General features: G+C 67.3%; 7 protein-coding genes. 5 read left to right on the forward strand and 2 right to left on the reverse strand.

The window, feature by feature from the left end; all coding sequences use genetic code 11:
- Positions 1 to 91 precede the first annotated feature (91 nt).
- From acnA to OHU74_RS28355, 4 genes are all read left to right on the forward strand, one after another.
- Positions 92 to 2821: an aconitate hydratase AcnA gene (acnA, locus tag OHU74_RS28340; RefSeq protein ID WP_371618483.1), complete on the forward strand. Its 2730-nt coding sequence runs from the start codon at positions 92 to 94 to the stop codon at positions 2819 to 2821.
- Positions 2822 to 3143: 322 nt separating this feature from the next.
- Complete coding sequence (gene ngcE / locus OHU74_RS28345; protein ID WP_371618484.1) at positions 3144 to 4595, forward strand: N-acetylglucosamine/diacetylchitobiose ABC transporter substrate-binding protein; 1452 nt, start codon at positions 3144 to 3146, stop codon at positions 4593 to 4595.
- Positions 4596 to 4639: 44 nt separating this feature from the next.
- Positions 4640 to 5584 (forward strand): carbohydrate ABC transporter permease, encoded by a 945-nt coding sequence (locus tag OHU74_RS28350; RefSeq protein ID WP_371618485.1) that lies wholly within the window; start codon positions 4640 to 4642, stop codon positions 5582 to 5584.
- Positions 5585 to 5596: 12 nt separating this feature from the next.
- Positions 5597 to 6526, forward strand: a complete 930-nt coding sequence (locus OHU74_RS28355; RefSeq protein WP_330299151.1) for a carbohydrate ABC transporter permease — start codon at positions 5597 to 5599, stop codon at positions 6524 to 6526.
- A 2-nt stretch (positions 6527 to 6528) separates the two neighbouring features.
- Here the strand turns inward: OHU74_RS28355 and OHU74_RS28360 are convergent, their stop codons facing one another.
- Together OHU74_RS28360 and mgtA are read right to left on the reverse strand one after the other, a co-directional pair.
- Positions 6529 to 7257 (reverse strand): MgtC/SapB family protein, encoded by a 729-nt coding sequence (locus OHU74_RS28360; protein ID WP_371618486.1) that lies wholly within the window; start codon positions 7255 to 7257, stop codon positions 6529 to 6531.
- 31 nt (positions 7258 to 7288) lie between these two features.
- Positions 7289 to 10009, reverse strand: coding sequence for a magnesium-translocating P-type ATPase (gene mgtA / locus OHU74_RS28365; protein WP_371618487.1), 2721 nt, complete (start codon positions 10007 to 10009; stop codon positions 7289 to 7291).
- Between the two features lie 607 nt (positions 10010 to 10616).
- Between mgtA and OHU74_RS28370 the strand changes: the two genes are divergently transcribed.
- Entirely contained in the window at positions 10617 to 11831 is a 1215-nt protein-coding gene (locus tag OHU74_RS28370) for an ROK family protein (RefSeq protein WP_371618488.1), read from the forward strand.
- Positions 11832 to 11941 lie beyond the last annotated feature (110 nt).

Raw genomic sequence — 11941 nt, forward strand, 5'->3', positions numbered from 1 at the left:
CGCTGGTAAGGGTTACCTAACTTAGCCTCACCTTAGCGGATTGGCCAGAGTGCCGCGCGGCAGGATTGCGGTAATACGCGCGAATTCATGCATGAAGGAGACTGTCGTGTCGGCGAACAGCTTCGACGCCCGCAGCACGCTGCAGGTGGGCGACGAGTCGTACGAGATCTTCAAGCTGGACAAGGTCGAGGGCTCTGCCCGCCTTCCCTACAGCCTGAAGGTCCTGCTGGAGAACCTGCTCCGTACCGAGGACGGCGCGAACATCACCGCCGACCACATCCGGTCGCTCGGAAACTGGGACTCGCAGGCCCAGCCCAGCGAGGAAATCCAGTTCACGCCGGCCCGCGTGATCATGCAGGACTTCACCGGCGTCCCCTGCGTTGTCGACCTCGCCACCATGCGCGAGGCCGTGAAGGCCCTCGGCGGCGACCCGGCGAAGATCAACCCGCTCTCGCCCGCCGAGATGGTCATCGACCACTCGGTCATCGCCGACAAGTTCGGCACGAAGGAAGCCTTCGCGCAGAACGTCGAGCTGGAGTACGGCCGCAACAAGGAGCGCTACCAGTTCCTGCGCTGGGGCCAGACCGCCTTCGACGACTTCAAGGTCGTCCCCCCGGGCACCGGCATCGTCCACCAGGTCAACATCGAGCACCTGGCCCGCACGGTCATGGTCCGTAACGGCCAGGCGTACCCCGACACCCTCGTCGGCACCGACTCGCACACCACCATGGTCAACGGCCTGGGCGTGCTGGGCTGGGGCGTCGGCGGCATCGAGGCCGAGGCCGCGATGCTCGGCCAGCCGGTCTCCATGCTGATCCCGCGCGTCGTCGGCTTCAAGCTGACCGGCGAGCTGCCGGCCGGCACCACCGCCACCGACCTCGTGCTGACCATCACCGAGATGCTCCGCAAGCACGGCGTCGTCGGCAAGTTCGTCGAGTTCTACGGCCAGGGCGTCGCCGCCACCTCGCTCGCGAACCGCGCCACCATCGGCAACATGTCGCCGGAGTTCGGCTCCACCGCCGCGATCTTCCCGATCGACGACGAGACGCTGAAGTACCTGCGCCTGACCGGACGCGACGCCCAGCAGGTCGCGCTCGTCGAGGCGTACGCCAAGGCCCAGGGCCTGTGGCTGGACCCGGCCGCCGAGCCGGACTTCTCCGAGAAGCTGGAGCTCGACCTCTCCACGGTCGTCCCCTCCATCGCCGGCCCGAAGCGCCCGCAGGACCGCATCGTCCTCGCCAACGCCTCGCAGCAGTTCGCGCAGGACGTGCGCAACTACGTCGAGGACGACGACGAGGCGGGCAAGGAGTCCTTCCCGGCCTCCGACGCCCCGGCCTCCACCAACGGTGTCCCGAGCCGCCCGACCCTGGTCACCCTGGCCGACGGCACCTCCTTCGAGATCGACCACGGCGCCGTCACGGTCGCCGCGATCACCTCGTGCACCAACACCTCGAACCCCTACGTCATGGTCGCGGCCGCGCTCGTGGCGAAGAAGGCGACCGAGAAGGGCCTGACCCGCAAGCCCTGGGTCAAGACCACCCTGGCCCCCGGTTCGAAGGTCGTCACCGACTACTTCGACAAGGCCGGCCTGACCCCGTACCTCGACAAGATGGGCTTCAACCTCGTCGGGTACGGCTGCACCACCTGCATCGGCAACTCCGGTCCGCTGGACGAGGAGATCTCGAAGGCGATCAACGAGCACGACCTCGCGGTCACCTCGGTGCTCTCGGGCAACCGCAACTTCGAGGGCCGCATCAACCCCGACGTCAAGATGAACTACCTGGCCTCCCCGCCGCTGGTCGTCGCGTACGCCATCGCGGGCTCCATGAAGGTGGACATCACCAAGGACGCCCTGGGCACGGACCTCGAGGGCAAGCCGGTCTTCCTCGCGGACATCTGGCCCTCCGAGGCCGAGGTCAACGACGTCGTGGCGAACGCCATCGGCGAGGACATGTTCAGCAAGTCCTACCAGGACGTCTTCGCGGGCGACGCCCAGTGGCAGGCGCTGGAGATCCCGACGGGCAACACCTTCGAGTGGGACCCGCAGTCCACCTACGTGCGCAAGCCCCCCTACTTCGAGGGCATGACGATGGAGACCACCCCGGTCTCCGACATCGCCGGCGCCCGCGTGCTGGCGAAGCTGGGCGACTCGGTCACCACCGACCACATCTCCCCGGCGGGTGCGATCAAGGCCGACACCCCGGCCGGCAAGTACCTCACGGAGCACGGCGTCGAGCGCCGCGACTTCAACTCGTACGGTTCCCGCCGCGGCAACCACGAGGTCATGATCCGCGGTACCTTCGCCAACATTCGCCTCCGCAACCAGATCGCGGCCGGCACCGAGGGCGGCTTCACCCGCGACTTCACCGTCGAGGGCGCGCCCGTCTCCTTCATCTACGACGCCTCGCAGAACTACCAGGCCGCCGGCATCCCGCTGGTCATCCTGTCGGGCAAGGAGTACGGCTCGGGCTCGTCCCGCGACTGGGCGGCCAAGGGCACCGCGCTGCTCGGCGTCAAGGCCGTCATCGCGGAGTCCTACGAGCGCATCCACCGCTCGAACCTGATCGGCATGGGTGTTCTCCCGCTCCAGTACCCCGAGGGCGTCACGGCGGCCTCCCTGGGCCTCACGGGTGAAGAGACCTTCTCCTTCACCGGTGTCGAGGAGCTGAACAACGGCACCACCCCGCGCACGGTCAAGGTCACCACCGAAACCGGCGTGGAGTTCGACGCGGTCGTCCGCATCGACACCCCGGGTGAGGCGGACTACTACCGCAACGGCGGCATCATGCAGTACGTGCTCCGTAACCTCATCCGTGGATAAGCACAGCCGCGGCTGAGCACATACCGGCACCAAAGGGCCGTACCCCCGTTAAGGGGGTACGGCCCTTCCGTTTTTGTGGGTGGCTCCGACGGTGCTGGTCAGGTGACGGTGAGGTCTCAACTCGGAAAAGCCGGGGCGCATACCGGTACATGATCTTGCTCACAGGAGCGGAAGTGGACTATACCTGTGCCCGTCCGGGTCACCGCGAAACGAGCGGCCCCGGACGGGGGGATGGCGGGGACCTGCGGTTATGTCCGCATGCGCGGCAACAGCCGTACTTTCCTTCCTCCTTCACACTCCTGACGAAGGCGAGGACTTGAGCATGGGATCCACCTCCGCCCACGGCGAGAACAGCAACGGTGAGGGCCTCGGCCGCCGGGACCTGATCAAGCGCTCCGCGGCACTCGGACTGATCGCCGTACCGACGATGAGCTTCCTGTCCGCCTGCGCTTCGGGCTCCGACGACACCACCAAGGGCAACGAGTCCAAGGTCGCGGTCACCAAGGAGAACCCGTTCGGCGTCGCCAAGGGCAGCAAGCTCGACGTGGTCGTCTTCAAGGGCGGTTACGGCGACGACTACGCCAAGGCCTGGGAGGCGGCGTTCGACAAGAAGTGGGGCACCACTTCCTCCCACCTCTCCACCCAGGAGATCACCTCCAAGCTGCAGCCGCGCTTCAACGGCGGCAACCCGCCGGACGTCGTCGACGACTCGGGCGCCCAGCAGATCAAGCTGGACGTGCTCGTCAAGGGCGGCCAGGCCGCGGACCTCACCGCGGTGCTCGACGCCCCCTCGCTCGACGACCCGAGCAAGAAGGTCCGCGACACCCTGATCCCCGCGGCCATCGAAGGCGGCATGATCGGCGGCAAGTTCGTCGCCCTGCAGTACGTCTACACCGTCTGGGGCCTGTGGTACTCGGGCAAGCTCTTCAAGGAGAAGGGCTGGACCCCGCCGAAGACCTGGCCCGAGTTCGTGGAGATCTGCAAGAAGGCCAAGGAAGCCGGCATCGGCGGCCTGGCCCACCAGGGCAAGTACCCGTACTACATCAACGTCGCCATCATGGACCTGATCGCCAAGAAGGGCGGCCTGGATGCCATGAAGGCGATCGACAACCTGGAGCCGAACGCCTTCGCGGACAACCCGGTGGCGCTGGAGGCCGTCGAGGCGATCTACGACATCGTCGAGAAGGACCTGCTGATGCCGGGCACCAACGGCCTGACGCACACCGAGTCCCAGACCCAGTGGAACCAGTACAAGGCCGCCTTCATCACCTCGGGCTCCTGGCTGGAGAACGAGCAGCTCAAGCAGACCCCGGAAGACTTCGACATGCAGTTCCTGCCGATGCCGGTGCTGCCCGGGTCCAAGCTGCCCTTCGAGGCCATCCGCGCCGGCGCCGGCGAGCCCTTCATCGTCCCGGAGAAGGCCGCGAACAAGGCCGGCGGCCTGGAGTTCCTCCGCTCGATGCTGTCGCGCGAGTGGTCGACCCTCTTCGCCCAGCAGGCCAACTCCCTCACCGTCCTCAAGGACGGCGTGGACCCGTCGGTCAAGCTCCGCCCGGGTACCCAGTCGGCCGTCGCCGCACTCAAGGCGGCCGGGGACAATACCTTCAACTACCGCTACGCGGACTGGTACAGCGAGATGGGCACGGAGATCGAGAACGCGTCCAATGAGCTGATGGCCAAGCGCATCCAGCCCAAGGAATGGATCAAGCGGGCCCAGGCTGCGGTAGACAAGGCCACCAAGGACCCGAACGCCAAGAACAACAAGCGCAGCTGACACCCGCGTCCACCGGTCACCCGGAACCACCAGGGACGGACACCATGAGCCACGTAGCAAACAGCAAGGGGCGGGGCGGCTTCATCGCCGGCTTCCTCATCCTGCCCCTCGCGTTGTACCTGACCTTTGTCATCTGGCCGTACATTCAGACGTTCGGCTATTCCTTCACCAACTGGACGGGTCAGTCACCGACTTTCGACTTCGTCGGGCTGGACAACTACTCGGCCCTGCTGAAGGACGAGGTCTTCCGCGGCGCGCTGCTGCACAACCTGCTGCTCCTGGTGTTCGTCCCCACGGTCACCATCCTGATCTCCCTGTTCTTCGCCTTCATGCTGAACGCCGGCGGGCGCAGCGGAGCCGGCGGGGTCCAGGGGGTGGCGGGTTCCGCCCTCTACAAGGTGATCTACTTCTTCCCGCAGGTCCTCTCCCTCGCGATCCTGGCGGTGCTCTTCGGAGCCGTGTACCGCAGTGACGAGGGAGGGCTGCTGAATGGATTCCTCAGCAAACTGGGCCTGGTCGACCCGGCTCACCCCATCGAGTGGCTCAACCAGCCCAATTTCGTCCTCTGGTGCCTGCTGCTCGTAGTCGTCTGGCACGGGGTCGGCTTCTACCTCGTCCTCTTCTCGGCCGCCATGCAGTCGGTACCGAAGGACATCTACGAGGCCGCGCTGCTCGACGGCGCGGGGCGCGCCCAGACCTTCTTCAAGGTCACGCTGCCCCTGCTGTGGGATTCTGTGCAGACTTCCGCGGTCTATCTGGGCATCGCCGCGATGGACATGTTCGTCCTCGTGTCGACCATGACCTCGGGCCAGTTCGGCGGCGGACCGGACCACCACAGCGAGGTCATGGCGACGGTGCTGATGCGTAACTTCCTCTACTTCGGCAAGGCCGGTTACGCCTGCGCCATGGGGGTCGTCATGCTCGTCCTCACCCTGATCCTCTCCGCCATCACGCTGCGGGCCACTCGCCGCGAGCACGTCGAGTTCTAGCGGGAGACCACGATGACCACTGTGATCAAAGCACCGGGCGAGGCGGCCGCCGAGAAGCGCTCCGCCGCCTCCGGGCAGCCCCGCGGCCGCAAGAAGAGCGGTTCCGACGGGATGGTCCTCAACGTCTTCTCGCACGGCTTCCTCGCCGTGTGGGGGATATTGATCATCCTCCCGCTCATCTGGCTGGTGCTCGGTTCGTTCAAGACCGACGTGCAGATCGGCGAATCGGCCCTGAGCTGGCCGGCCAACTGGCACTTCGACGCCTTCCCCCGCGCCTGGAACAAGGGGATCGGCAGCTACTTCGCCAACACGCTGATCGTGATGGTGTTCTCGGTTCCGCTGACGATGCTGCTCGGCTCGATGGCCGCGTACGTCCTGGCCCGTTACCCCTTCCGGGGCAACCGTCCGATCTACTACTTCTTCGTCAGCGGGGCCATGTTCCCGGTCTTCCTGGCGCTCGTCCCGCTGTTCTTCATGGTGAAGCGGCTGGACATGCTCAACACGTACCAAGGTCTGATCCTGGTCTACGTGGCGTACTCGATGCCGTTCACCGTCTTCTTCATGCACTCCTTCTTCCGGACACTGCCGACGGCCGTGCACGAGGCAGCGGTGATCGACGGGGCCTCGCACACCCGGATCTTCTTCCAGGTGATGATGCCGATGGCCAAGCCCGGCCTGATCAGCGTCGGGATATTCAATGTCCTGGGGCAGTGGAACCAGTACATCCTGCCGTCCGTGCTGATGCAGCCGCAGACCGGATCGGACCCCGAGCGCTACATGCTCACCCAGGGCCTGATCCAGTTGCAGTACCAGATGGGCTACGAGACGGACCTGCCGGTGCTGTTCGCCGGTGTGACCATCGCGATGATCCCGATGCTGGTGGTCTACCTGTCCTTCCAGCGGCAGATCCAGGCCGGCCTGACCTCGGCCACGCTCAAGTAGCGTCAGGCCGAGGCCGACGGGTCGGGCACGACCGACCAGCTGACCGCCGAGACGGAGGGGTCGAGAGAGAGGTTGCTGACGGCTTCCTCGAGCATCCGGCCCCCCTCGCCCTCGGCGGTCAGCAGCGCGGACACCGTCACCAGGCCGGCCTCCGGGCCGTCCTGGCTGCGGATCGAGCGCAGCTGGTAGCCCGGCCGGCCGAGCGCGTCGACCAGCCGGTGGCGGATGTGGGCCTCCTCCGCCTCCAGGCACACCGCCTCGAAGTGGAAGTCGGTGGCCACCTCGGCCCCGCCGCTCGGGTCGCGGTCCATCCGCCGGCCCAGCGGGCGCAGCAGGAGGTTGGCCCCCACCACGCCCGCCGTGCCGAAGGCCGCCAGGACGAACATCCCGGTGCCGGCGAGGCAGCCGACCGCCGCCGAACACCACAGGGTGGCGGCCGTGTTCAGGCCCCGGACGCTGAGCCCGTCGCGCATGATCACGCCGGCGCCGAGGAAGCCGATCCCCGAGACGATCTGGGCGGCGACCCGCGAGCCGTCGTACTGGACCTCCGAGACCTCGCTCATGAATCCGTACTGCGAGAGCAGCACGAAGAGCGCCGCCCCGCCCGCCACCAGGGCGTTGGTCCGCAGACCCGCCATCCGGGCCCGCCACTGCCGTTCCAGGCCGATGGCCGCCCCGAATCCGAGCGCTGCGGCCAGGTGCCCGGCCATCTCCCATTCGGTGAGCATCATCGGCCCTCTCCCTTCTTCTGTGCGGGCTCTCCTAGAGCCAGGTGCCGAACTTCTTGATGTACACGGTCTTCAGCAGCTGCGTGAGCGTGCAGTACGCCAGCAGTACGCCGATCAGCCACGGGAAGTAGCTCGCCGGCAGGGCCACGAAGCCCAGCGATTCGGCCAGCGGCGAGAAGGGCAGGTAGAGCCCGGTCAGCACCGCGAGGACGGTCATCACCATCACCGGCCAGGAGGCGCGGGACTGGATGAAGGGGATCTTGCGGGTACGGATCATGTGGACGATCAGGGTCTGCGAGAGCAGGCCCTCGATGAACCAGCCGGACTGGAACAGCGCCTGGCTCGCCTCGCTGTTGGCCGCGAACACGTTCCACATGATGACGAACATCGCGATGTCGAAGATCGAGCTGATCGGGCCGATGCAGAGCATGAAGCGGCCGATGCCCTTGGCGTCCCAGTTGCGGGGCTTGCGCAGGTACTCCTCGTCCATCCGGTCCCAGGGCGTGGCCAGCTGGGCGATGTCGTAGACCAGGTTCTGGACCAGCAGCATGATCGCCAGCATCGGCTGGAACGGGATGAAGGCGCTCGCGACCAGTACGGAGAAGACGTTGCCGAAGTTGGAACTGGCCGTCATCTTGATGTACTTGATCGTGTTGCCGAAGGTGGTCCGGCCCTGGATCACGCCCTGCTCCAGGACGGTCAGGTCCTTCTCCAGCAGGATGATGTCGGCCGATTCCTTGGCGATGTCCACGGCGGTGTCCACGGAGATGCCGACGTCCGCGTCGCGCAGGGCCGCCGCGTCGTTGATGCCGTCCCCGAGGAAGCCGACCGTGTGGCCGTCTGCCTGCAGGGCCCGCACGATCCGGGCCTTCTGGACCGGGTTGACCTTGGCGAAGACCGTCGTACGGGCGGCCAGCGCGCGCAGCTGCGCGTCGTCGAGGGTGTCGATCTCGGCGCCGCTGACCACGTGGCCGACGGTCAGGCCCACGTCGGCGCAGACCCGGGCGGCGACGAGCTCGTTGTCGCCGGTGACCACCTTGACCGCGATGCCCTTGTCGGCCAGGCCCTGCAGGGCCCGGGCGGCGTCGGCCTTCGGCGGGTCGAGGAAGGCGAGGAAGCCGACCAGGGTCAGCTGGTCCTCGTCGGCGACCGTGTAGGTGTCGCGCGGGCTGCTCATCGTGCGGGTGGCGACGGCCAGGACGCGCAGGCCCTTGCGGTTGTTGTCCTCGGCGATGCGGGTGGCGTGCCACCGCAGCTGTTCGGTCAGCTCGACCTTGCGACCGCGGTCGGTCATGTGGGTGCACAGGGCGAGGACTTCCTCGACGGCACCCTTGGTGATCATGACGTGCTCGGGGCGGCCGGCCCCTCCCACGATGCTGTTGCGGTTGAGGACCACGGACATCCGGCGCCGGGCGAAGTCGAAGGGGATCTCGTCGACCATCGAGAACCGTGCGTCGACGACAACCTCCTCGGCCTCGCCCACGCGGTCGATGACCGCCTGGTCCATCAGGTTCTTCAGACCGGTCTGGAAGTGCGAGTTGAGGTAGCCGTACTCCAGGACCTCGTTGTCGTCCTCGCCGTGCACGTCCAGGTAGCGGTCCAGGACGATCCGGTCCTCGGTGAGGGTTCCGGTCTTGTCCGTGCACAGCACGTCCATGGCGCCCAGGTTCTGGATCGCGTTGAGCCGCTTGACGACCACCTTGCGCTTGGACATCGCCACGGCGCCGCGGGCCAGGTTGGCCGAGACCACCATCGGCAGCATCTCGGGCGTCAGGCCGACCGCAACGGCGATGCCGAGGAGGAAGGCGGCCTCCCAGTCGCCCTTGGTGAAGCCGTTGATCATGAAGACGACGGGGACCATCACCAGCATGAAGCGGATCAGCAGGAAGCTGACCCGGCGCACGCCGGTGTCGAAGTTGGTCTCGGGGCGCTCGCCGACCAGGGAGCCGGCCATCGAGCCGAAGTAGGTGTCGGCGCCGGTGGCGACGACGACTCCGGTGGCGGTGCCGGAGGTCACCGAAGTGCCCATCAGGCAGATGTTGTCGGCCTCGACCGGGTCGGTGGTCCCGTGCTGACCGAGGTCCTCCGCACGGGTGTCGGCCTTGGCCACCGGCAGGGACTCGCCGGACAGCGAGGCCTGGCTGACCATGAGGTCCTTGGAGGTGATGAGCCGCAGGTCGGCCGGGATCAGGTCGCCGGCGGCCAGCTTGACCATGTCACCGGGGACCACCTGGTCCATCGGGATCTCGAAGGTGGTGGGGCCCGAGCCGCTGCCGGCCCGGCGCTGCACCGCGCAGGTGGTGGTGACGAGCTGCTTGAGAGCGTCGGCGGCGCGGCCCGAGCGGTATTCCTGCCAGAAGCGCAGCAGACCGCTGATCCCGACCATCACCGAGAGGATGATCACGCCCGGGTCGCCCGGTTCCTGCCAGTACATGACGGCGGCCAGGAAGACCAGGACACCGATGAAGGGATTCCAGTACGCCTTCGCGAGCTGGACGAACCACAGGGGCGTGCGCTCCTGGGCGACGACGTTGGCGCCGTGGCGCTCCAGGCGCAGCGCGGCCTCGGAGTGGGTGAGGCCGGCCGCGGAAGCGTCGACTTCCTGCAGGACCTGGACGCCCGGTCGGGCGCTGGCCTCGACGAGTCGTTCGCCGACGGTCCGGGTGCGGGCCTCCAGCTCGGCGGCCTTGCGCTCGCGGCGGGCCTTGCCCGGGGGTGCGAGCTTCGTGGGGGTACGGGGGGTGAGCATGGTCATGGCGAATCCTCCCTCCACGGTGTCCGGGCAGCGCGAAGCCGCCCGGTCACGTGGAGTGATCATGGGTCGGCGCGGCAGGGCACGTACGGCCTCGGGGCACGCCGATGGGCATGGATGACGCACGCCGGACCGATGGCCGGCATGCGGAAGGGGCTGCGGGTTACGAAGATGAATGCAGAGACACACGGGGACGGCGAAGGGCCGCGGCCGTGCACGCTCGAAGAGAGATCAGCAGGTCAGGAGGGCAGAACGGGTCTGGACGCCTCGGGATCAGCTGAAGAGAGCGCTGCAAGGACTTCGATCGGGACTCATCCCGAACACCTCCTTGCGTAGCGCTGTCATGACAGAGGGCGCCCGATCCGGCCGGAAAGGCCGTAGAAGATCGGCGCCTCAGCGACCGTAACACGATGCCTATGGATATTTCTCTCGTACTTATGACCGGTAGTGGCCGATTCGTGCTGCGTCGGCCTCTTGACGTCGCGAGGGCCAAAGGCTCGACTTAAGGTTCACAAGTTGGAGAGACGCCGGGGTCTCGGGGCACACAGCCTGAAGGCGCCGGCCGGGGGGCGACGGCTTGCCGTTGCTTATGGGCAGGAGTGGATGAGTCGTGCAGACTCCCGGATCGCAGTCTTCACTGCATCGCGCGAATCTGGAGCGCGTCGTACGGGCGGTGCGGCTCGCGGGTTCGCTGACCCAGGCGGAGATCGCCCGGACCACCGGACTGTCGGCGGCCACGGTCTCCAACATCGTGCGCGAGCTCAAGGAGGCCGGGACCGTAGAGGTCACGGACACCTCGGCGGGCGGCCGGCGGGCGCGCAGCGTCTCGCTCAGCGGTGACGCCGGCATCGTGATCGGGGTCGACTTCGGCCACACCCATCTGCGGGTGGCCGTGGGCAACCTCGCCCACCAGGTACTGGCCGAGGAATCCGAGCCGCTGGACGTGGACGCCTCCTGGGTGGAGGGCTTCGACCGGGCGGAAGCCCTGGTCGGACGGCTCATCGCGGGGATCGGGGTCGGCCGGGACAAGGTCATCGGCGTCGGGCTCGGCGTCCCGGGCCCCATCGACGTGGAATCCGGAACCCTCGGCTCCACCGCGATCCTGCCGGGCTGGGCCGGGATCAACCCCCGCCAGGAGCTCTCGCAGCGCCTCGGCGTACCCGTGTACGTGGACAACGACGCGAACCTCGGAGCGCTCGGTGAACTCGTTTGGGGGAGCGGCCGGGGAGTGAAGGACCTGGCGTACATCAAGGTCGCCAGCGGGGTCGGCGCCGGGCTGGTGATCAACGGTCAGATCTACCGCGGACCCGGTGGCACGGCCGGCGAGATCGGGCACATCACGCTGGACGAATCGGGCCCTGTCTGCCGCTGCGGCAACCGCGGATGCCTGGAGACCTTCGCCGCCGCCCGGTACGTGCTGCCGCTCCTGCAGAGCAGCCACGGACCGGAGTTGACGATGGAGCGGGTGGTCGAGCTGGCCCGGGGCGGGGACCCGGGCTGCCGTCGGGTCATCACCGACGTCGGCCGCCACATCGGCAGTGGCGTGGCCAGTCTGTGCAACCTCCTGAACCCGAGCCGGGTGGTCCTGGGCGGCTCGCTCGCGGACGCCGGGGAGCTGGTGCTGGCCCCCATCCGCGAATCGGTCGGAAGGTACGCGATCCCGAGCGCGGCGAGGCAATTGTCCGTGCTCACAGGGTCGCTGGGCGGGCGCGCCGAGGTGCTGGGGGCCCTGGCCCTCGTGCTGAGCGAGATGGGCGATTCGACGCTTTTGGCGGAAAATAGTAGTGGAGTGCGAGCACCAGCCGTCTTGTCTTCAGTTAGATAACGGATGGCACCGTTGTCATCTCGTTAAGGATTCACTCCTTGACGGCAAACTTGCGGCCGGGGTTGACTCACATCCACCTCGGCCGCAGTGTTGCGGCCTCGTCAGGGAGG

Origin of the sequence: Streptomyces sp. NBC_00454 (assembly GCF_041434015.1) — a bacterium.
Lineage (GTDB): Bacteria > Actinomycetota > Actinomycetes > Streptomycetales > Streptomycetaceae > Streptomyces.

Coding starts and splice junctions, on each gene's coding strand:
- acnA (WP_371618483.1), top strand. CDS start 92: ATGAAGGAGACTGTCGTGTCGGCGAACAGCTTCGACGCCCGCAGCACG.
- ngcE (WP_371618484.1), top strand. CDS start 3,144: ATGGGATCCACCTCCGCCCACGGCGAGAACAGCAACGGTGAGGGCCTC.
- OHU74_RS28350 (WP_371618485.1), top strand. CDS start 4,640: ATGAGCCACGTAGCAAACAGCAAGGGGCGGGGCGGCTTCATCGCCGGC.
- OHU74_RS28355 (WP_330299151.1), top strand. CDS start 5,597: ATGACCACTGTGATCAAAGCACCGGGCGAGGCGGCCGCCGAGAAGCGC.
- OHU74_RS28360 (WP_371618486.1), bottom strand. CDS start 7,257: ATGATGCTCACCGAATGGGAGATGGCCGGGCACCTGGCCGCAGCGCTC.
- mgtA (WP_371618487.1), bottom strand. CDS start 10,009: ATGACCATGCTCACCCCCCGTACCCCCACGAAGCTCGCACCCCCGGGC.